The 19523-nt window shown below is 65.3% G+C and carries 23 protein-coding genes; 12 read left to right on the top strand and 11 right to left on the bottom strand.

What is annotated here, in order from left to right; translation table 11 throughout:
- Positions 1–35: 35 nt before the first annotated feature.
- The 11 genes from CLU87_RS07115 to CLU87_RS07075 all read right to left on the bottom strand — a co-directional run bounded on the left by CLU87_RS07115 (position 36) and on the right by CLU87_RS07075 (position 7925).
- Positions 36–251, bottom strand: a complete 216-nt coding sequence (locus CLU87_RS07115; RefSeq protein ID WP_015013774.1) for a molybdopterin-binding protein — start codon at positions 249–251, stop codon at positions 36–38.
- Positions 252–311: 60 nt separating this feature from the next.
- Entirely contained in the window at positions 312–1121 is an 810-nt protein-coding gene (locus CLU87_RS07110; RefSeq protein WP_099729977.1) for an ATP-binding cassette domain-containing protein, read from the bottom strand.
- Positions 1122–1125: 4 nt separating this feature from the next.
- Positions 1126–2088, bottom strand: coding sequence for an aliphatic sulfonate ABC transporter substrate-binding protein (locus tag CLU87_RS07105; protein WP_099729976.1), 963 nt, complete (start codon positions 2086–2088; stop codon positions 1126–1128).
- A gap of 48 nt (positions 2089–2136) precedes the next feature.
- Positions 2137–3003, bottom strand: a complete 867-nt coding sequence (gene ssuC, locus CLU87_RS07100) for an aliphatic sulfonate ABC transporter permease SsuC (protein ID WP_099729975.1) — start codon at positions 3001–3003, stop codon at positions 2137–2139.
- Positions 3000–3374, bottom strand: coding sequence for a VOC family protein (locus tag CLU87_RS07095; protein WP_056744268.1), 375 nt, complete (start codon positions 3372–3374; stop codon positions 3000–3002). The genes ssuC and CLU87_RS07095 overlap by 4 nt, the downstream gene beginning before the upstream one ends.
- A 23-nt stretch (positions 3375–3397) precedes the next feature.
- The gene (gene ssuD, locus CLU87_RS07090; protein ID WP_099729974.1) at positions 3398–4561 is read right to left on the bottom strand and encodes an FMNH2-dependent alkanesulfonate monooxygenase; all 1164 of its coding nucleotides are present in this window, start codon (positions 4559–4561) and stop codon (positions 3398–3400) included.
- Positions 4562–4607: 46 nt separating this feature from the next.
- Positions 4608–4748, bottom strand: coding sequence for a hypothetical protein (locus tag CLU87_RS23320; protein ID WP_165836556.1), 141 nt, complete (start codon positions 4746–4748; stop codon positions 4608–4610).
- 41 nt (positions 4749–4789) lie between these two features.
- Positions 4790–5761 carry a sulfonate ABC transporter substrate-binding protein gene (locus tag CLU87_RS07085; RefSeq protein WP_099729973.1) on the bottom strand — a complete coding sequence of 324 codons (972 nt, stop codon included), beginning with the start codon at positions 5759–5761 and terminating at the stop codon, positions 4790–4792.
- A 58-nt stretch (positions 5762–5819) separates the two neighbouring features.
- A complete protein-coding gene (locus CLU87_RS23250; RefSeq protein WP_158236071.1) occupies positions 5820–5996 on the bottom strand; it encodes a hypothetical protein in 177 nt (58 codons plus the stop codon).
- Between the two features lie 138 nt (positions 5997–6134).
- Positions 6135–6725: an NADPH-dependent FMN reductase gene (ssuE, locus tag CLU87_RS07080; RefSeq protein ID WP_056067455.1), complete on the bottom strand. Its 591-nt coding sequence runs from the start codon at positions 6723–6725 to the stop codon at positions 6135–6137.
- Positions 6726–6902: 177 nt separating this feature from the next.
- Positions 6903–7925: a sulfate ABC transporter substrate-binding protein gene (locus CLU87_RS07075; protein WP_056067453.1), complete on the bottom strand. Its 1023-nt coding sequence runs from the start codon at positions 7923–7925 to the stop codon at positions 6903–6905.
- A 159-nt stretch (positions 7926–8084) separates the two neighbouring features.
- On the opposite strand from CLU87_RS07075, the gene CLU87_RS07070 reads away from it, so the two are divergent.
- From CLU87_RS07070 to CLU87_RS07015, 12 genes are all read left to right on the top strand, one after another.
- Entirely contained in the window at positions 8085–8357 is a 273-nt protein-coding gene (locus CLU87_RS07070) for an oxidative damage protection protein (protein WP_015013765.1), read from the top strand.
- Between the two features lie 17 nt (positions 8358–8374).
- A complete protein-coding gene (mnmC, locus tag CLU87_RS07065; RefSeq protein WP_099729972.1) occupies positions 8375–10336 on the top strand; it encodes an FAD-dependent 5-carboxymethylaminomethyl-2-thiouridine(34) oxidoreductase MnmC in 1962 nt (653 codons plus the stop codon).
- A gap of 136 nt (positions 10337–10472) precedes the next feature.
- Positions 10473–11276 carry a sulfite exporter TauE/SafE family protein gene (locus tag CLU87_RS07060; RefSeq protein WP_099729971.1) on the top strand — a complete coding sequence of 268 codons (804 nt, stop codon included), beginning with the start codon at positions 10473–10475 and terminating at the stop codon, positions 11274–11276.
- A 6-nt stretch (positions 11277–11282) separates the two neighbouring features.
- Positions 11283–13067: a nitrite/sulfite reductase gene (locus tag CLU87_RS07055; RefSeq protein ID WP_056067447.1), complete on the top strand. Its 1785-nt coding sequence runs from the start codon at positions 11283–11285 to the stop codon at positions 13065–13067.
- A 37-nt stretch (positions 13068–13104) separates the two neighbouring features.
- Entirely contained in the window at positions 13105–13494 is a 390-nt protein-coding gene (locus CLU87_RS07050; RefSeq protein WP_369804337.1) for a DUF934 domain-containing protein, read from the top strand.
- A gap of 48 nt (positions 13495–13542) precedes the next feature.
- Complete coding sequence (locus CLU87_RS07045) at positions 13543–14166, top strand: phosphoadenosine phosphosulfate reductase family protein (RefSeq protein WP_099729970.1); 624 nt, start codon at positions 13543–13545, stop codon at positions 14164–14166.
- 14 nt (positions 14167–14180) lie between these two features.
- Positions 14181–15134, top strand: a complete 954-nt coding sequence (gene cysD / locus CLU87_RS07040) for a sulfate adenylyltransferase subunit CysD (protein WP_099729969.1) — start codon at positions 14181–14183, stop codon at positions 15132–15134.
- Entirely contained in the window at positions 15134–16504 is a 1371-nt protein-coding gene (locus tag CLU87_RS07035) for a sulfate adenylyltransferase subunit 1 (protein ID WP_099729968.1), read from the top strand. The genes cysD and CLU87_RS07035 overlap by 1 nt, the downstream gene beginning before the upstream one ends.
- 114 nt (positions 16505–16618) lie before the next feature.
- A complete protein-coding gene (gene fdxA / locus CLU87_RS07030) occupies positions 16619–16948 on the top strand; it encodes a ferredoxin FdxA (protein ID WP_008904181.1) in 330 nt (109 codons plus the stop codon).
- A gap of 31 nt (positions 16949–16979) precedes the next feature.
- Positions 16980–18047, top strand: coding sequence for an NAD(P)/FAD-dependent oxidoreductase (locus CLU87_RS07025; protein ID WP_099729967.1), 1068 nt, complete (start codon positions 16980–16982; stop codon positions 18045–18047).
- A gap of 125 nt (positions 18048–18172) precedes the next feature.
- Positions 18173–18532 carry a nuclear transport factor 2 family protein gene (locus CLU87_RS07020; RefSeq protein WP_099729966.1) on the top strand — a complete coding sequence of 120 codons (360 nt, stop codon included), beginning with the start codon at positions 18173–18175 and terminating at the stop codon, positions 18530–18532.
- A 12-nt stretch (positions 18533–18544) separates the two neighbouring features.
- Positions 18545–19426, top strand: coding sequence for a helix-turn-helix domain-containing protein (locus tag CLU87_RS07015; RefSeq protein ID WP_099729965.1), 882 nt, complete (start codon positions 18545–18547; stop codon positions 19424–19426).
- The last annotated feature ends 97 nt before the right edge of the window (positions 19427–19523 follow it).

Raw genomic sequence — 19523 nt, 5'->3', positions numbered from 1 at the left:
CCGCAATACCCACGATGGCTGCGCGCCGTGCTCCATCACAGCTTGGCGATGGACACCTCCGTGGACTTGACCAGTGCGACCACATCGGAACCCACGACCAGGCCCAGGTCGTCCACCGAACGGGTGGTGATGACGGAGGTGACGATGCCCCAGGGGGTTTCGACATCGACCTCGGAGACGACATCGCCGCGAATGATCTCGCGCACTTTGCCCTTGAACTGGTTGCGTACGTTGATGGCTTGAATGGACATGGGGTTCTCCTTGAATAGTCCGTTGAAAAATGAAAACAGTGGGTGAGAGAAACAGAAAAATCACACCGCCCAGCGCAGGCCATGCGCTGGCACAACTGGCCATGGCGCCTCGTGCGCAGGGTCGCCATCGGGCTTTTGCAGTACGCGGTCCAGGATGCGTTTTTCGATGGCGGCAAACGCGGCGTCACCGTGCGAACGGGGGCGTGGCAGGTCGATGCGCTGGTCCAGCGCGATCTGGCCGTCTTCGATCAGGATCACGCGGTCGGCCAGGGCCACGGCCTCTTGCACGTCGTGGGTGACCAGCAATGCCGTAAAGCCGCTGGTGCGCCACAGGCCTTCAATGAGGCGGTGCATCTCGATGCGGGTCAGTGCGTCGAGCGCACCAAGGGGTTCGTCCAGCAGCAGCAGGCGCGGGTTGTGCACCAGCGCACGCGCCAGGGCCACGCGCTGGCGCTGGCCGCCCGACAGGCGTGCCGGCCATTCGCCCAGCCGGTCGCCCAGGCCCACGCGCGCCAGCACATCGGCCGCGGCTCCGCGCCGCTCGGGCGGCAGGCCCAGGGCCACGTTGTCAGCCACACGCTTCCAGGGCAAGAGGCGCGAGTCCTGGAACATGATGCGGGTGTCACCGCTCAGGCCGGTGATGTCCCGGCCGTCCAGGCGGATCGCACCGCCAGAGACTGACTCCAGGCCCGCCACCAGGCGCAGCAGCGTGCTCTTGCCGCAGCCACTGCGGCCCACAATGGCGACAAACTGGCCGGGTTCAATCGTGAGTTCGGTCTTCTTGAGGACATCGCGCGTACCGTAGCGCTTGTCCACACTGCGCACTTCCAGGCGCACGCCCTGCGCTGTGTTGGGATCGTTCTGGCTCATGGCGTCAGGCTCCGGGTTTGAAGAGAGGCACATCGAGGGCATTCACGCGCCTGGGCAGCAGCTTCTCGGCCAAAAAGGCATCCGCAATGCGCTGTTGCTCGGCAAGGGCCGTGGGCACCACGGCGCGCACCTCGTAGCTGCGGCGGCTATTGGCCAGCTCGATCACGCCCGCATCCAGCCCCCACACCGGTGCCAGCAGCGCGGCCGCGTCCTTGGGACTTTGCTTGACCCAGGCACCGACCTTCTGCAGCTCGTGGAAGAACACACCGAGTACATCGGGTCGGGCCTTGGCATAGGGAGTCCCGGCCAGGTAATAGCGCTGGTAAGACGCCAGCTCACGCCCGTCGGCCAGCACCCGTACCGCCGACTGCTTTTGCACGGCGGCCAGGAACGGGTCCCACACCACCCAGGCGTCAATGGCGCCACGCTCAAAGGCTGCACGGCCGTCGGCCGGCGTGAGGTAGGCGGGCTCGATGTCCTTGAACGTCAGGCCGGACTTCTCCAGGGCTGCAATCAGCAAGAAGTGCACGCCCGCCGCCTTGGCAAAACCGATCTTCTTGCCCTTGAGGTCGGCCACGGTCTTGATGGGTGAATCGGCACGCACCACGATGGCCTGGGCGGCGGGCGATGGCGATTCCTGCGCCACGAAGGTGAGGTTGGCGCCGGCCGCCTGGGCGAAGACGGGCACGGTGTCAGCCACGTCGGCACTGACATCGATGTTGCCCAGGTTCAGGGCTTCGAGCAAAGGCAGGCCACTGGTGAACTCGTGCCACGAGACCTTGACGTTCAGCGGTGCCAGCAATTGCTCCAGCGTGCCCCGTGTTCGCAGGATGGTGGTGAGTGTGGATGATTTCTGCAAACCAATGCGCAAGGTCTCCGGCTTGCCTTGCGCCGCAGCCAGGCCACTGGACAGGGCCGCAAGGGCACCGAGCACGGTGCGCCGATGAATCAGGAAAGGAAGGGTCATGGTCGTGATGAATGCGTTGTAGGAATGTCGGAGTCAGGGCCCCGCAGCTCAAGCCGTCTGGTAGCCCGGGTGCCAGCGCAACCAGTAGCGCTCCAGCCCCTTGGCAAACACGTCAGCCAGCTTGCCCAGCAACGCGTACAGCAGGATGCCCACGAGCACGATGTCGGTCTGCAGGAACTCACGCGCATTCATCGTGAGGTAGCCAATACCCGCCTGCGCCGAAATGGTCTCTGCCACGATGAGGATCACCCACATCAGGCCGAGCGAGAAGCGCAGTCCCACCAGGATGCTCGACAAGGCGCCGGGCAGAATGATCTGGCGGTACAGCTGCCAGCGCCCGAGGCCGTAGGTGCGGCCCATCTCAATCAAGCCCGGGTCCACATTGCGGATGCCGTGGAAGGTGTTGAGATAGATCGGGAAGAACACCGACACGCTGATGAGGAACAGCTTGGCCGACTCGTCGATGCCGAACCACAGGATCACCAGCGGAATCAGCGCCAGCGCAGGGATGTTGCGCACCATCTGGATGGTGGAGTCGAGCAGCGTCTCGAACAGCTTGACCGAGCCGGTGAGCAGGCCCAGCAGCAATCCCAGCCCGCCCCCGATGGCCAGACCCGCCAGCGCCCGGCCTGCGCTGACCTTGACGTGGGTCCACAGCTCGCCGGACAGGGTCAACGTCCAGGCTGCCTTCACCACTTCCAGCGGTGCAGGCAACACGCGGGTGGACAACCAGCCCGAAGAAGAGGCGATCTGCCACAACACGATGAGCCCTACAGGCACGGCCCAGGGCAGCAGACGCTGCGCCAAGTTGGCCAAAAAGCGGACCAGCGACGCTGGGAGCAAAGGCCCTTCGAGCGGGAGATCGACGGAGTCCGCCACAGGCGATATCTGCAGCTCTCGGGTGGTCTGTGTCATGGTGTGATGTCCTGTTCGTTATCGGGCTCCAGGAACTCCAGCTGGTTACCCGCCGGGTCCTTGACGTAAAAGCGCAGGTAGCCGGGCAGCGCGCGGTTTTCCACCAGCGGCAGCTCGGCCTGCAGCAGGCGGTGGCGCAGCGCGGGCAGGTCCTGCACTTCGAAGGCCAGGTGCGACACCGCAGGCGCCGGTTGCCAGTGCTCGGTAGGCACCAGATCGATGCGCTGAGTGCCCGCGGCAAACCGCAGCGTGTTACCGGCCTGCAGGCGCACCTCCGGCAGACCCAGCAGGCTGGCGTAAAAGCGCCGGATGGGCGCCTCGGCCCCAGCCGGGAAGGCCAGTTGCACGTGGTTGATGGACTGGATGCTCATGGCATATCTCCTGCGGTGCCGATTCAGCTTTGCGACGCACGGGGCACAAAGTCATTGGCCACGGTCTCGCCAAACGGCCCCAGCGGGTTGCCGCCAGAGAGCTTCTCGCGCACACCCACGGGCAGCAACGGGAACACCAGCTCGGCAAACCGGTAAGCCTCTTCCAGGTGCGGGTAGCCCGAGAGCACAAAGGTGTCCAGCCCCAGCGCCGCGTATTCCTCGATGCGCGCCGCCACCGTTTCCGGGTCACCCACCAGCGCCGTGCCCGCACCACCACGCACCAGGCCCACACCAGCCCACAGGTTGGGGCTGATCTCCAGGTCGGCGCGGCTGCGCTTGACGCCACCCGCATGCAGCTGTGCCATGCGGCGCTGGCCTTCGGAATCCATGCGTGAGAACACCGCCTGGGCACGCGCCACGGTCACGTCGTCCACATGGCTGATGAGTTCTTCTGCAGCGGCCCAGGCCTGGTCTTCGGTTTCGCGCACGATGACGTGCAGGCGGATGCCAAACTTGACCGTGCGGCCACGCTTTGCAGCGCGGGCGCGCACGTCGGCCACCTTCTTGGCCACTTCGGCGGGGGGTTCACCCCAGGTCAGGTAGGTCTCCACCTGCTCGGCCGCCAGGTCGTGGGCGGCGTCGGACGACCCACCGAAGTACACCGGTGGGTGCGGCTGCTGCAAGGGCGGAAACAGCAGCTTTGCGCCCTTCACCGTGAGGTGCTTGCCCTCGTAGTCGAGGCTTTCGCCCTGGTGGCTGCGCGTGAGGATTTCGCGCCAGATGCGGATGAACTCGGCCGACTGCTCGTAGCGCGTGGCGTGGTCCAGAAACACGCCGTCGCCCTCCAGCTCGGCCTGATCGCCCCCGGTCACCAGGTTGATGAGCAGTCGCCCGCCCGAAAGCCGGTCGAACGTGGCTGCCATGCGTGCAGCCAGTGCGGGCTGGTGCAGGCCGGGGCGCACAGCCACCAGGAACTTGAGCTTCTTGGTCACGGCAAGCAGGCTGGACGCAACCACCCACGGGTCTTCGCAGGAGCGGCCGGTGGGGATCAGAACGCCCTCGTAGCCCAAGCTGTCGGCGGCAACAGCCACCTGCTGGAGGTAGTCATGGCTGAGCTGGCGTGCGCCTTTGGCAGTGCCAAGGTAGCGGCTGTCGCCGTGGGTGGGAATGAACCAGAAGATTTGCATGGGACAGGTCTCTTCAAAACGGGATCTCAACGAGGTCCGAACGAAATCAGTAGGAGATGGCAAAGCCGAACTGGGGCGGGCGCAAGACCGCGCGCCGCTGCTGACCGTTCAGCCCCCAGGCGGTGGCCGTGACGCACAGAACGCGTCGCAGCTGGGCGTGCAACGGGAAAGGCATGGGCGCAGGCATGGCAAGCTCCTTGGAACGTGTTTGTGGTCTGGGTGGTGGGGTTACAGCAGATCGACCGGCGCGGCGTGCAGCAGGTTGAGCTTTTTGGGGATCAGCTTCAGGTCGAAGAAGGTGTCGGCAATGCCTTGCTGCTCGGCCAGGATCTCGCGCGTGACCGGGGCGGTGCCGAACTGCGCGCGGTTCAGGTACAGCTCGGTGATGGACTTGTCCAGCCCCAGAACGGCAGAGAGCTCTGCGGCTGCAGCCGCCTTGTTCTTGGACGCCCAGGTGTCAATCGCATTGACCTCTTCGATCGCAATGCGCAACACATCGGTGTTCTTGGTCGCGAAGTCGCGCGAGGTGAAGTAGTAGGCGCGGTTGTTGACCACACCTGTGGCGTCCGCCAGCAGGCGGGCGTCCAGCGTCTTCTGGGCGGCAGCGAGGAACGGGTCCCAGATGATCCAGGCATCGACTGCGCCCTTTTCAAACGCGGCGCGCGCGTCGGCTGGGGCCAGGAAGACAGACTGCACGTCGCCGTATTTCAGGCCGTTCTTCTCCAGCAGCTTGACCAGGAAATACTGCACGTTGGAGCCCTTGTTGTAGGCCACGCGCTTGCCCCTGAGGTCGGCCACGCTGCGGATCGGGGAGTCCTTGGGCACGATCACGGCCTCCAGCGCGGGGCGCGGCACCGTGGCGCCAGCGTAGACCAGCGGCGCGCCAGCGGCCTGGGCGAAGATGGGCGGGGCTTCGCCCACGTCGCCAAAGTCGATGGAGCCGACGTTGAGCGCTTCCAGCTGCACGGGGCCGGCGTTGAACTCGGTCCAGGTGACCTTCACGCCCAGCGGGGCCAGTCGCTTTTCGAGCGTGCCACGGCCCTTGAGGATGGAAAGCCAGCCTTTTTGGTGGCCCACGCGCAGCACGCGGCCGGGCGCAGTCGTTTGTGCAAGGGCCGGGGCCCCCGTGACGCCGAGAGCGCCGGCGGCCAGACCGGTGAGCAGCGCCTGGCGGCGATGAAGAGAGAAATGTGTCGTCATGGTGATGGTTTGTTTCTAGAAAAATGGGGCGGCAAAAAGAGGCCAAAACTGTGGGAGTTCAGCCCGCGACAGGCACCACCGGCATGAGCAAGAAGGCACCGATGACCACGAGCGAGGCCACCACCAGCAAGGCAATACCCAGCCAGCGCAGGGCGTCGCGCAAACCCAGGGGACGGTCTTCAAGGACCGATGGAGCCTGTGGCTGTGCGGACAGAGGGATTGCGTCACCGGACATGAACAGCACCTTTTTTTGTACAAGCAGGCAACAGCCCGCCCTGCCTGCGCTCAGCGGGCATTACCAGGTAAACAATGGAACGGAGGAAGGCGGGCGGAGCGTGGGCACCTGCGGCCAGGGCCGCCGGCGCTTGGTCCGTCAGACGCTACATCGCACTTGCGAGAAATGCACGGGCGCGAACCGTGTGGCCTGGGCGGGCGATGGGCGAAGGGTTTCGGTGACCAGCACGTTCACCGCGTCATCCAGCCGGGCGGCAATGTCGGCCTGCACGTGGTAGGTGCCCTCGGGCGTCAGCGTGACCTGGGCGTCGGTGGCGTAGATGCCGGGCAGGATGCTCTTGGCACCCAGCGACTGCAGCACGGGGCGCAGCGCATAGTCCAGCGCCAGCATGTGGTGCGGGCTGCCGCCCGTGGCCAGGGGCAGCACGGTCTTGCCCTTGAGAGCTGTCTGCGGCAACAAATCCAGAAACACCTTGAGCACGCCGCTGTACGCCGCCTTGTAGACAGGCGTAGCCACCACCAGCACGCTGGCATCTGCCACCTGGTCAATCGCCTTCACCACGGTGGGATGGCCAAAATCGGCCAGCAACAGCGCCTGGGGCGACAGGTCGCGGATATGGACGCGATCCACCAGCGCGCCGCGCACCGACAGGCGCTGGGCCACGGCGTCGAGCAAGGCGGCGGAGCGGGAGCGCTCTGAAGGGCTGCCAGCGATGAGCAAGGCGGACATGGTGTTGGTTCCTTTATTACTACTGTTTTGATAGCTACCAGCGCATGACGGACTAGCGCTTGAGCTTGTTTTTCTTATAAAAAGGACAAACAACGCCCCGCCCGGCCCGTTGGGACCAGGGTTCTTCCATGGTGGCTGGAGCATCACCCCAGCCACCTTCGGGGCGGTTGGGCCTGCTTACTTGCGCGTGTAGATCTGATCGAAACTCGCGTTGTCCGCAAAGTGGTCCTTGGCAGCCTTGTCCCAGCCACCGAACGCGTCGTTGATCGTGAACAGGTTCAGCTTGGGGAACTGCTTGGCGTACTTGGCCTTGGCCTTGTCAGAGACTGCGGGGCGGTAAAAATGTTTGCCCGCAATGTCCTGGCCTTCTTCGGTGTACAGGTACTGCAGATAGGCCTCGGCCACGGCACGCGTGCCCTTCTTGTCCACGTTCTTGTCCACCACCGACACAGCGGGCTCGGCCAGGATGGAGATCGAAGGGGCAATCACGTCGAACTTGGTGCCGAACTCTTTTTCGAGCAGGTAGGCCTCGTTCTCCCAAGCAATCAGCACGTCACCCTGGTTGCGCTGCGCAAAGGTGATGGTGGAGCCGCGTGCGCCGGTGTCGAGCACGGGCACGTTGCCGTACAGCTTGGCCACGAAGTCCTTGGCCTTGGCGTCGCCACCGTACTTGCGCTTGGCGAATTCCCACGCGGCCAGGTAGTTCCAGCGGGCGCCGCCCGAGGTCTTGGGGTTGGGCGTGATCACTTTCACATCGGGGCGCACCAGGTCGTCCCAGTCCTTGATGCCCTTGGGGTTGCCCTGGCGCACCACCAGCACGATGGTGGAGGTGTAGGGCGAGCTGTTGTGCGGCAGGCGCTTTTGCCAGTCTTTCGGGATCCAGCCTCCGTTGGTGTGCAGCGCATCGGTGTCGCCCGCCAGCGCCAGGGTGGCCACGTCGGCGTCCAGCCCGTCGATGATGGAGCGCGCCTGCTTGCCCGAGCCGCCGTGGCTTTGCTTGATGGTCACGTCCTGGCCGGTCTTGGCCTTCCAGTGTTTGGCAAAGGCCTGGTTGAACTCCACGTACAGCTCGCGGGTCGGGTCGTACGACACATTGAGCAGCGTCACAGACTGTGCAAACGACGGCAATGCCGTCAGGGCCAAACTGCTGACCAGGGCAGCGGCGAAGGGAAACTTGATAAAGTCGCGGCGAAAGTTCATGGAAGGGCCTCTTTTTGTGAATGTGTTGCGGTGCAAATCACCGATGGAACGCATTCTGGAAGGCCCTCTTCAAAACTGGAACTACTGAGATTTCAGTTCTTAATATCCAAATCATCTGAGCGAAGCTTTTTTTCGCTCGCCCCACACCAAGGACATCCCATGGCACGCACCGTTCAATGCATCAAGCTCGGCAAGGAAGCCGAAGGCCTCGACTTCCCCCCCTACCCCGGCGAACTGGGCAAACGCATCTGGGAAAGCGTGAGCAAGGAAGCCTGGGCCGGCTGGCTCAAGCACCAGACCATGCTGGTCAATGAAAACCGCCTGAACCTGGCCGATGCGCGCGCCCGCCAGTACCTGGCGCGGCAGATGGAGAATCACTTTTTTGGCAGTGGCGCTGACGCTGCGGCCGGTTACGTGCCCCCCAGCGCCTGACCCCTCTTCCTCTCTCCATGTCCGAGCCTGTTGACTGGCTGCCGGACGGCACCCCCTACAGCCCCCGCTTCGGCGACCGCTACCACAGCGAAAACGGCGGCCTCACCCAGGCCCGCCGCGTGTTTTTGCACGGCTGTGGCCTGCCCGAGGCCTGGGCGGGGCAATCGCAGTGGCGCATTCTGGAGACCGGGTTTGGCTTTGGCCTGAATTTCCTGGTGACCTGGGCCGCCTGGCGCGCCGACCCGAAGCGCCCCACGCTGCTGCACTTCGTATCGACAGAAGCCTGGCCCGTGAGTGCAGCCGATCTGCTGCGTGCCACCTCGGTCCACTCTGAGCTGGCGCCGCTGGCTGAGGCATTGCACCGCCAGTGGTGGGGCCTGCTGCCGGGCGTGCACCGCCTGCGTTTTGATGAAGGCCGGGTGCTGCTCACCCTGTGTGTGGGCGACACCCAAGCCATGCTGCGCCAGCAGAACCTGACGGTGGACTCTATCTACCTCGACGGCTTCAGCCCCCAGCGCAACCCCGAAAGCTGGGACCTGCACACTCTGAAGGCCGTGGCGCGCTCTTGCCGTCGCGGTACACAGCTCGCCACCTGGACCATCGCACGCGCCGTGCGCGATGCCCTGGCGCAATGCGGCTTTGAAGTGACCCGCGTGCCCGGCGTGCCGCCCAAGCGCGACAACCTGCACGCCACCTACAACCCACGGTGGGAGCCGCGCACCCCGCGCCAGCCTGTGGCAACGCCGGAACCCTCTCTGCCCTGCCCCTGCATCGTGATCGGTGGCGGCATTGCAGGTGCCGCCGCCGCCGCCAGCCTGGCCCGACGCGGCTGGCAGGTCACTGTGCTGGACCAGGCCGCCGAACCCGCCGCAGGCGCGTCCGCCCTGCCCGCCGGGGTCTTCGCGCCCCATGTGTCGCCCGACGACAGTGTGCTGTCGCGCCTGTCGCGCAGCGGCATCCGCTCCACGCTGGAGCAGGCCCGCTGGTTGCTGAACGAGGGGGTGGACTGGGCGCATTGCGGCGTGCTGGAGCACCGCATTGACGGCAGCTCCGGCCTGTCACCCGATTGGACACAAGGGCCGGGTGCCGCCTGGAGCGAGCCTGCGCCCCCCGCTGCCCTGGCTGCTGCCCAGTTACCGCCCGACGCAACCGCCTGCTGGCACCACCAGGCGGGCTGGGTGCGCCCGGCGCGCCTGGCCAGGGCCCTGCTGGGCCAGCCGGGCATCCAATGGCGGGGGAATTGCGCGGTAGCCCAGCTGCGGCGCGTGGAGACACCCGCCACGACGCGCAGTCCGGACATCGCCACCTGGCAAGTGATCGATGCCCACGGCCAAGTGCTGGCCGAGGCGCCCACCGTGGTCATTGCCGCAGGCGCCGGCAGCGCGGCGCTGCTGAACCATCGCTGGCCCCTGCAGCCGGTGCGCGGACAGGTGTCATGGGGCCAACATGCCGACACGGCAACGCCGCTGCGACCATCGATTCCGTTCCCAGCCAACGGCAATGGCAACCTGGTGCCCCGGTTCCCGCTGGACGATCAAGCCGATGGCGATCAAGGCTGGGTGATGGGCTCGACGTTCGAACGCGATGTGCAGGCCCTGCCGCCCAGCACCGCCGACATCCACACCGCCCATGCCACCAACTGGGCCAAGCTGCAGAGCCTGCTGCCCGGCATCGCGCCCCAGCTGGAGCCTTTGTTCACCCAGGCGCTGGCCATGTCGGCGCCTCAGCCCGCCCCGGGCGAGCCCCCCGCTCTGCGCACCTGGGCCGCCGTACGCTGCACCGCGCCCGACCGGCTGCCTGTCGTAGGCCCGGTGGACGCGGCCCACCTGCCGGGCCTGTGGGCCAGCACGGCCATGGGCGCACGGGGGTTGACACTGGCGCTGTTGTGCGGCGAACTGCTGGCCGCCCGAGTGCAGGGCGAGCCCCTGCCGCTGGATGCGCGGCTGGCCAAGGCGCTGGGCACCGAGCGCCTGCCGTAACACCCTCTCGGCAAGTGGGTGGCCAGCGGCGGCCACCCCGCCAACCCGCGCCAAGCCTTGCTTATAAACAAATAAGCATATTGGCAGAGCAAAACAATAGTTTGCATCCATAAGAAGCCCCTCTACATTCGCCGCCATGCATGAATTGGCGTTTGTTTTTGCGGGCTTTGCCGTCGGGCTCATCGTTGGCCTGACCGGTGTGGGCGGTGGCTCGCTCATGACGCCGATCCTGATCTTCTTCTTCGGCATCAAGCCCCACATGGCGGTCGGCACCGACCTGCTGTTCGCGGCTTTCACCAAAATGGGCGGCACCGTGAGCCTGGCCCGCCAACGGCTGGTGCCCTGGAAGGTAGTGGGCCAGTTGTGCGCCGGCAGCATTCCGGCGGCGCTGCTGGCGCTGTGGGCGCTGAAAGTCCTGGGGCCCGCCAGCGGCACGGCGCAGGCCATCATGACCACCACGCTGGGCTTTGCCTTGCTGCTCACGGCGGCGGCCACGCTCTACAAGGTGGTGGCGTTTTCTGCCCAGCGCCAGGCGGCCGAAGCCGCTGCCCGCAAAAGCCACACCGTAGACCCCACCCGCCCCCGCCACTGGAGCCTGCCCGTGTTGCTGGGCGCCGTGATCGGCACGCTGGTGACCTTTACCTCGGTGGGCGCGGGCGCCATCGGCGTCACGGTGCTGCTGCTGGTGTACCCCATGCTGCCGCTGCCGCGCATCATCGGTGCCGACATTGCCTACGCCGTGCCTTTGACCATGGTGGCAGGGTTGGGTCATGCGTCGCTGGGCTCGGTGGACTGGCCTTTGCTTGCACAATTGCTGGCTGGCTCGCTGCCGGGCATCTGGCTGGGCTCTCGCCTCGTCGCCCGTACCCCTGAGCGCCTGATTCGCTCCGCCTTGTCCATTCTGCTGGCCTGGGCAGGCTTCAAACTGATTCTGATCTGAGCCCCTATGTACCAATACACCGCTTTCGACACCCAGTTCGTGAAACAGCGTGCCGCACAGTTCCGTGACCAGCTCACGCGCTGGCAGACGGGCAAGCTGAGCGAGGACGACTTCCGGCCCCTGCGCCTGCAAAACGGCTGGTATGTGCAGCGCTACGCGCCCATGCTGCGTGTGGCAGTGCCTTATGGCGAGATCGCCAGCCGCCAGCTGCGCGTGCTGGCGCAGATTGCCCGCGAATACGACGAGCCCGAAGCCGCCGTCTTCAAGGCCGCCATGGAAGGCCAGGGCAAGCTGGGCACCACGTTCCTGCCCACCCACTGCGCCCACTTCACCACCCGCACCAATGTGCAGTTCAACTGGATTCCGCTGTCCAAAAGCGCCGACGTGATGGACCTGCTCGCCAGCGTCAACCTGCACGGCATCCAGACCAGCGGCAACTGCATCCGCAACACCACCACCGACGCCCTGGCAGGCATCGCCGTGGACGAGATCGTGGACCCCCGCCCCTATGCGGAGCTGATCCGCCAGTGGTCCACGCTGCACCCCGAGTTCGCGTTCTTGCCCCGCAAGTTCAAGATCGCCATCACCGGCGCCAAGGACGACCGCGCGGCCACCGGCTGGCATGACGTGGGCCTGCACCTGGTCAAGAACGATGCAGGTGAGATCGGCTTCAAGGTCTTTGTGGGCGGTGGCATGGGACGCACGCCGGTCATCGGCACCGTGATCCGCGAGTTCCTGCCGTGGAACCAGATCATGAATTACATCGAGGCCATCGTGCGCGTGTACAACGAGCACGGCCGCCGCGACAACAAGTACAAGGCTCGCATCAAGATTCTGGTGAAGTCCGAAGGCCAGCAGTACATCGACGATGTGGAAGCCGAATACCGCCAGATTCTGGAGATCGACGGTGGCCCCCACACCATCCCGCAGGCTGAATTTGACCGCGTGGCCGCCTGCTTTGTGCCACCCAAGCTGGCCGACATTGCCGACGTGGCCCCCGCAGCCTTGCAGGCATCGCTGGACGCACAGGCGGCAGAGCATGTGATGTTTGGCCGCTGGCTCAAGCGCAATGTGCACGCCCACCAAAACGCCCAGCTGCGCGCCGTCACGCTGTCCTTCAAGCGCCCCGGCCAGTCGCCCGGCGACGCCACCAGCGACCAGCTCATCGCACTGGCCGACCTGGTGGACAAATACTCTGCTGGCGAAGCCCGCGTGACGCACGACCAGAACGTGCTGCTGCCCTGGGTGCACGCCAGCCGCCTGTTTGACCTTTGGCAGGAAGCCAAGGCCCTGGGCCTGGCCAGCGCCAACGTGCAGCTGCTGACCGACATGATCGCCTGCCCAGGCGGCGACTTCTGCGCGCTGGCCAACGCCCGCTCGCTGCCCATTGCCGAGGCCATCACCCAGCGCTACCAGGATCTGGACGAGCTGGATGACATCGGCGAGATCGACCTGCACATCAGCGGCTGCATCAACAGTTGCGGCCACCACCACAGCGGCCATATCGGCATCCTGGGCGTCGATAAAGACGGCAAGGAGTGGTACCAGGTCACGCTGGGCGGCTCCGACGGCTCCGACCTGTCGGGCGCTGCCGTGGCCGGCAAGGTGATTGGCCCATCGTTCTCGGCGGCCGAAGTTCCGGATGTGATCGAGGCCGTGCTCGGCACCTACCGCGACCTGCGCGAAAGCGGCGAGACCTTTCAGAACACCGTGCGCCGCACTGGCCTCGACCCGTTCAAGGAAGCCGCCAAGCAGGCACGCCACAAAGAACCAGAAACCGCTGCCGCCTGAGCCCCGCAGCGCCGTACAGCACAGCCCCACAGACATGATGTTGAAACTAATCGCCGCCCAAGACCACCAGCCGCCTGCCGATGGCGACGCCCGCGCCGTGGCCCTGCCCAACGATGCCGATGCGCTGGCCCTGCCGCTCGATGGCGTGGACCGTGTGGATCTGCACTTCCCCAACTTCACCGATGGCCGCGCATTCAGCCAGGCTTTTTTGCTGCGCCGCCGCCGTGGCTTTACGGGCGAGATCCGCGCCACCGGCGATGTGCTGATCGATCAGCTGGTGCAGATGCAACGCACGGGCTTTTCGAGCGCCGTGCTGCGCGAGGGCGTGGACGCTGCCGATGCGCAGCGCCAGTTTGAACGCTTCCCTGGCTTCTACCAGGGCGACGCAGTGAACCCCCAACCCCAGTTTGCCTCCCAGGCCGCCTGACAGGCGCACTGCCCGCGCGCGCTGCACCAAAAAAAGAGTCCCCTCACCATGAGTCAAATCGATCTCGCACGCATCAACGCCGACCTGGGCCGCAACGCGCCCGCCCTGGTGGAATGGGCCCTGAGCCTGGGCAAGACCAGCATCGTCACCACCAACTTTCGCCCCTTCGAAGCCGTGATCCTGCACATGGTCACGCAGGTGAATCCTGACGTGCCCGTGGTCTGGATGGACAACGGCTACAACACCGAAGCCACCTACCGCTTTGCCGACGAAGTGACCCAGCAGCTGGGGTTGAAGCTGAAGATCTACCTGCCACTGCGCTCGCGCGCCCACCGCGAAGCGGTGGACGGCCCTACGCCCGCGCTGGACGACCCACGCCACGCCGCCTTCACCGAAGAGGTGAAGCTGGAGCCTTTTGCCCGCGCCCTGCGCGAGACCGCACCGCAAGTCTGGTTCACTGCGCTGCGCGCCACTGACACCGCCGTGCGCGCGCAGATGGACCCGGTGAGCATCAACCCCGACGGCCTCATCAAGGTCGCGCCGCTGCTGCACTGGTCGTCCAAAGACCTGCACGAGTACTGCGTGAAACACGGCCTGCCCAACAACTTCGACTACGTGGACCCCACCAAAGGCGAAGACAACCGCGAGTGTGGCCTGCACATTGCCCACTGACCCCAGGTCCGACCATGAATGCCCGCACCGACTCAGCGCTGCTTGAGAAAACCAACAACATGAGCTACCACCTCAACAACTCCCACCTCGACGCCCTGGAAGAAGAAACCATCTTCATCCTGCGCGAAGTCGCCGCCGCCTTCGAGCGCCCCGCCCTGCTGTTCTCGGGCGGCAAGGATTCGCTGGTCATGCTCAAGTGCGCCGAAAAGGCCTTTGGCGCGGGCCGAATCCCTTACCCGCTCTTGATGATCGACACGGGCCACAACTTCCCGGAAGTGACGGACTTCCGCGACTTCCGGGCGAAGGAGCTGGGCGCCGAACTCATCGTGCGCAGCGTGGAAGATTCGATGGCGCGCGGCACCGTGCGCCTGGCCCACCCCGGCGAGTCGCGCAACGTGCACCAGTCGGTCACGCTGCTCGAAGCGATTGAAGAGTTCCGCTTTGACGCCCTGATCGGCGGTGCCCGCCGCGACGAGGAAAAGGCGCGCGCCAAGGAGCGCATCTTCAGCCACCGCGACAGCTTTGGCCAATGGCAGCCTAAGGCCCAGCGCCCCGAGCTGTGGACCCTGTTCAACACCCGCCTGCAGCCCGGCGAACACTTCCGCGTGTTCCCCATCAGCAACTGGACCGAGCTGGACGTGTGGCAGTACATCGACCGCGAGCAGATCGGCCTGCCCAGCATCTACTACACGCACAAGCGCCAGGTAGTGGACAAGAAGGGCCTGCTGATGCCCGTGACCGAACTCACCCCGCCGCGTGAAGGTGATGTGGTGGAAACGCGCGATGTGCGCTTCCGCACCGTGGGCGACATCACCTGCACCGCCCCCGTGGAAAGCACCGCAGCCACCCCGGCCGAGATCGTCATCGAGACCCTGGCCGCCGACGTGAGCGAGCGTGGCGCCACGCGCATGGACGACAAGACATCGGATGCTTCGATGGAGAAGCGCAAGAAGGACGGGTATTTCTGATGACCGCTATCAATTCAATAGCTACTGGCGCGAACAACACTAGCGCTACCGGCCAAAACGACCATATTTCCGCCCTCAAGTTCATCACTTGCGGCTCCGTCGATGACGGCAAGAGCACGCTGATCGGCCGCCTGCTGGTGGACAGCAAGGCTGTGCTGCAAGACCACCTGGCCGGCGTGCAGCGCCAGGGTGAGACCGACCTGGCCCTGCTGACCGACGGCCTTTCCGCCGAACGCGAGCAGGGCATCACCATCGACGTGGCCTACCGCTACTTCGCCACGGAAGAGCGCAAGTTCATCATTGGCGACGCGCCCGGTCACGAGCAGTACACCCGCAACATGGTGACGGCCGCCAGCAGCGCCGACGCCGCCGTGGTGCTGGTCGATGCGACCAAGCTCGACTGGAAGAACCCTGGCCTCGCATTGCTGCCGCAGACACGCCGCCACAGCCTGCTGGCCCATTTGCTGCGCGTGCACTCGCTGGTGTTTGCCGTGAACAAGCTGGACGCGGTGGAAGACCCCGCGCTGGCCTGGAAGCATATTCAAGGCGCACTGCAGGCCTTTGCCCAGGCGGCAGGCATCACCGTGCGCGCCATGGTGCCGGTCTCCGCCCTCAAGGGCTGGAACGTAGTGGACGCCCACGCAGGCTGGTGCGGCTATGACGGTCCTACCCTCCTGCAAGTCTTGGAAGAACTGCCCAACACTCCGGCAGACACCGCACTGGCACCGGCCTTCCCGGTGCAGTGGGTCGAGAAGTTCTCGTCCTCGTCGGACACCAGCCAGGGCCGCCGCGTGTTCTGGGGCCGCGTGGCCGCCGGCAGTTTTGCGCCCGGCACGACGGTGCAGATCTTCCCCAGCGGCCAACTCGCCACCGTGGCCCAGGTGCTGGACCACGCCCGCCACCCCAAGGACGTACCCGCAGGCACCAGCGCGGGCATCATCCTGGACCGCGAGGTGGACGTATCGCGCGGCGACTGGATTTTGGCAGCGCCCACACCCGCTGCAGCCCCAGCCGATGACGACTTTGGCGACACGCCCGCTGCCGCCCCGGCCTGGCCCGCCAGCCGCGAGCTGCGCACTACCGTCGCCTGGATGGACGACGAGCCCCTGGTCGCAGGCCGCGTGTACTGGGCACTGCACGGCCACCGCTGGGTCAAGGCCAAGGTCAAGGCCGTGGTGCACAAGCTCAACATCAACACGCTGGCCGAAGAAGCCGCCACACAGCTCGATCCCAATGCCATCGGTCATGTGGACCTGCTGCTGCAGGAGGCGATTCCCGCCGCAGCATTCAGCCAGGCACGCGTGCTGGGCTCGCTGATTCTGGTGGACACCGCCAGCCACAAAACCGCTGGCGCCGTGCTCGTCAACTGATCCAGATCAGCGCCCCAAGCCCCAGTCACCCCATCGGGGTGAGGGACCCTGCAACCAAAGGTCGGTGAAAGCTTTTAAAATCGAGGGTTTTCACCGACCCACACAACTCCTGTCATGACCCACGTCGTTTCCGAAAACTGCATCAAGTGCAAGTACACCGATTGTGTGGACGTGTGCCCCGTGGACTGCTTCCGCGAAGGCCCGAACATGCTCGTCATCGATCCCGATGAGTGCATCGATTGCGCCGTCTGCATCCCCGAGTGCCCGGCCAACGCCATCTTTGCCGAGGAAGACCTGCCCGCAGACCAGATCGCCTTCATCAAGCTCAACGCCGACCTGGCCTTTGCCGACGGCTGGAAGAGCATCACCAAGCGCAAGCCGGCGCTGCCCGACGCCGATGAATGGAACGGCAAGCCGGGCAAGGTCAACGAACTGATCAAGTAAACCGCCGCGCGCCCCGCTGGTGACTGAGACTTTGCAAGCGCCCGCCGTCGTAGAGACGGACGCCGTCGTCATCGGCGCGGGGCCCGTGGGGCTGTTCCAGGTCTTTCAGCTGGGCCTGCAAGGCATCACCGCCCACCTGATCGACGCCCTGCCCCATGCGGGCGGCCAGTGCGTCGAGCTGTATGGCGACAAACCCATCTACGACATCCCGGGCATCCCGGTGTGCACCGGGCGTGAGCTGGCCGCTTTGCTGCTTCAGCAGATTGCGCCGTTCAAGACCCAGTGGCACCTGAACACGCTGGTGTCCGCACTCACCGTGCAGGCCGATGGACGCCTGCTGGTCGAAACCTCGCAAGGTGCGCAACTGCTGGCCCGCAGCGTGTTCATTGCTGCCGGTGTGGGCGCCTTTGTGCCACGCACGCTCAAGGTGGACGGCATCGAGCGCTTTGTGGGCACCCAGGTCCACTACCAACACCTGCCCGCGACTGCGGATGTGGCCGGGCGCCACGTCGTCGTGCACGGCGGCGACGAGCCTGCCGTGGCCCGCGCCGTGGAACTGGCCGAACAAGGCCAGGCCGCACGCGTCAGCCTGCTGCACCGCCGCGACGTGTTCCAGGCGCCTGAAGCCCTGCTGCAACGCCTGCAGCAATTGCGCGATGCGGGCCGCATCCACGTCGAGGCCGCACAGATCACCGGCATTGACACTGCGGGCGACCGCCTCACCGCACTGCAGGTGGTGGATGCCGACGGCAGCACCCGCGCCCTGGCGCTGGACCTGCTGGTGGCCGTGCTGGGCATCTCGCCCCGCCTCGGGCCCATTGCGGACTGGGGTTTGGCCATGGACCGCAAACAGCTGGTGGTGGACACCGAGGCCTTCCGCACCAGCGTGCCCGGCATCTACGCCGTGGGTGACATCAACACCTACCCCGGCAAACGCAAGCTCATCCTGTGCGGCTTCCACGAGGCCACTCTCGCCGCCTTTGGCGCAGCCGAGGCGCTCAAGGGCGACAAGGTGGCGTTGCAATACACCACCACGAGTCCGCGGCTGCACCAGTTGCTGGGTGTGGCACCGGTATCGGCGCCGTCCGTCAGCGCGTAGTCCCGGCGGGCCAGGGCTCGTCACTTCGTGCCCAAACGACGGGCCCACAAATAAGCACAAAATGTCCAAAAGGCGCGCAAGCGCCCGGCACGATGGCGTCTCCATCCACCCACCAGGAGCACGCCATGAGCCAACCACCCCTTCAATCCATCTGGGACACCTACACCGCGTCGTGGAAGACCGATTCGGCCGCGGACCGCACAGCCCTTTTTACCCAGTCCCTCGACCCTGCCTGCACCTACAACGACCCGCTGGCCACAGCCCAGGGCTGGGACCAATTGACGGCCTACATGGACAACTTTCGCAGTCAGGTCCCCGGCGGACATTTTGTGACCCACTATTTCGCCAGCCACAACCAGCAGAGCATCGCCAAATGGAACATGGTGGATGGCAGCGGGCAGGTGATCGGGGAAGGCGTGAGCTACGGCCGGTACAACGACCAGAATCGCCTGGTTGCCATGACCGGTTTCTTTGAAACCCCTTGAACCGACGCCACCGTGCTTTATCTCCGGCAAATCCAGGAGGGCATCGATTTCATCGAGGCCCATCTCGAATCCGATATCCAGCTTTCCGAGGTGGCACGGGCTGCGGGGATGAGCCAGTGGCACTTCCAGCGGATCTTCAAGGCGCTGACCAACGAAACCCTCAAGACCTATATCCGGTCGCGCCGGTTCTCGCGGGCGCTGGAGCAGTTGACCAACACACGGCTGAACGTGCTCGACATTGCGCTGGCGTCCGGGTACGAGACACAGGAGAGCTTCACACGCGCATTCAGAGATTGCTTTCGGCTCACGCCGTCGCAGTACCGCAAGATGGGCAACCGCTCGCTGTTCGTGCGCAAGATCCGCTTCGACGAAAGCTACCTCGCGCACATTCACCACAACATTTCGCTGGAACCCGACATCAAGGAGCAGCCTGCCATGCAGCTGGTCGGACTGCCCACGGACTACTACGGCATCGACTCCGAAAAGAACAATCTGGGGCAAAAACTGCCGCCCCTGTGGGCGAAGTTCCTGCCCCGGCTGGGCGAGATTGCGAACACCGTGCCCGGGGTCTGCTACGGCGTCGTAGCCCCAGCGGGGCCCCACACCGAAGAACTGCGCTACCTGGCCTGCATCGAAGTGCGGGGCCTCGGTGCGCTGCCACCAAGCATGGTGGCCATGGAAATCCCCGGATCGACCTATGCACGCTTCACCCACCGGGGCCCTGCGCAGAACGTCGATGCGACGGTGAACTACATCTATGCAAGCTGGCTGCTGTCGGCCGGCCCGTCGCACACCCTGGGGCCGGATCTGGAAATCTACGGCTCGCAATACCACCCGACGTCCAGCGACTCCGTGATGCACTACGCGATCCCGATCGCCCAGGGGAAGCGCTGACTCCCCCTCCAAGAGGACCGCGCTCCTTTGGGGCGCCATCGCTAAGGGCGTCGAACCGGCCTGCCGGAACCGACTGAGAGAGTCCCTTTGAACCTGA

This window comes from Acidovorax sp. 59 (assembly GCF_002754175.1).
Classification (GTDB): Bacteria; Pseudomonadota; Gammaproteobacteria; order Burkholderiales; family Burkholderiaceae_C; genus Acidovorax; species Acidovorax delafieldii.
The sequence above is the reverse complement of the archived record's forward strand: the minus strand, read 5'-3'. Positions and strand labels throughout refer to the sequence as shown.

Bases quoted from the DNA above. Each gene is read 5' to 3' on its own strand.
- CLU87_RS07115 (WP_015013774.1), bottom strand. From the start codon at position 251: ATGTCCATTCAAGCCATCAACGTACGCAACCAGTTCAAGGGCAAAGTG.
- CLU87_RS07110 (WP_099729977.1), bottom strand. From the start codon at position 1,121: ATGAGCCAGAACGATCCCAACACAGCGCAGGGCGTGCGCCTGGAAGTG.
- CLU87_RS07105 (WP_099729976.1), bottom strand. From the start codon at position 2,088: ATGACCCTTCCTTTCCTGATTCATCGGCGCACCGTGCTCGGTGCCCTT.
- ssuC (WP_099729975.1), bottom strand. From the start codon at position 3,003: ATGACACAGACCACCCGAGAGCTGCAGATATCGCCTGTGGCGGACTCC.
- CLU87_RS07095 (WP_056744268.1), bottom strand. From the start codon at position 3,374: ATGAGCATCCAGTCCATCAACCACGTGCAACTGGCCTTCCCGGCTGGG.
- ssuD (WP_099729974.1), bottom strand. From the start codon at position 4,561: ATGCAAATCTTCTGGTTCATTCCCACCCACGGCGACAGCCGCTACCTT.
- CLU87_RS23320 (WP_165836556.1), bottom strand. From the start codon at position 4,748: ATGCCTGCGCCCATGCCTTTCCCGTTGCACGCCCAGCTGCGACGCGTT.
- CLU87_RS07085 (WP_099729973.1), bottom strand. From the start codon at position 5,761: ATGACGACACATTTCTCTCTTCATCGCCGCCAGGCGCTGCTCACCGGT.
- CLU87_RS23250 (WP_158236071.1), bottom strand. From the start codon at position 5,996: ATGTCCGGTGACGCAATCCCTCTGTCCGCACAGCCACAGGCTCCATCG.
- ssuE (WP_056067455.1), bottom strand. From the start codon at position 6,725: ATGTCCGCCTTGCTCATCGCTGGCAGCCCTTCAGAGCGCTCCCGCTCC.
- CLU87_RS07075 (WP_056067453.1), bottom strand. From the start codon at position 7,925: ATGAACTTTCGCCGCGACTTTATCAAGTTTCCCTTCGCCGCTGCCCTG.
- CLU87_RS07070 (WP_015013765.1), top strand. From the start codon at position 8,085: ATGGCACGCACCGTTCAATGCATCAAGCTCGGCAAGGAAGCCGAAGGC.
- mnmC (WP_099729972.1), top strand. From the start codon at position 8,375: ATGTCCGAGCCTGTTGACTGGCTGCCGGACGGCACCCCCTACAGCCCC.
- CLU87_RS07060 (WP_099729971.1), top strand. From the start codon at position 10,473: ATGCATGAATTGGCGTTTGTTTTTGCGGGCTTTGCCGTCGGGCTCATC.
- CLU87_RS07055 (WP_056067447.1), top strand. From the start codon at position 11,283: ATGTACCAATACACCGCTTTCGACACCCAGTTCGTGAAACAGCGTGCC.
- CLU87_RS07050 (WP_369804337.1), top strand. From the start codon at position 13,105: ATGTTGAAACTAATCGCCGCCCAAGACCACCAGCCGCCTGCCGATGGC.
- CLU87_RS07045 (WP_099729970.1), top strand. From the start codon at position 13,543: ATGAGTCAAATCGATCTCGCACGCATCAACGCCGACCTGGGCCGCAAC.
- cysD (WP_099729969.1), top strand. From the start codon at position 14,181: ATGAATGCCCGCACCGACTCAGCGCTGCTTGAGAAAACCAACAACATG.
- CLU87_RS07035 (WP_099729968.1), top strand. From the start codon at position 15,134: ATGACCGCTATCAATTCAATAGCTACTGGCGCGAACAACACTAGCGCT.
- fdxA (WP_008904181.1), top strand. From the start codon at position 16,619: ATGACCCACGTCGTTTCCGAAAACTGCATCAAGTGCAAGTACACCGAT.
- CLU87_RS07020 (WP_099729966.1), top strand. From the start codon at position 18,173: ATGAGCCAACCACCCCTTCAATCCATCTGGGACACCTACACCGCGTCG.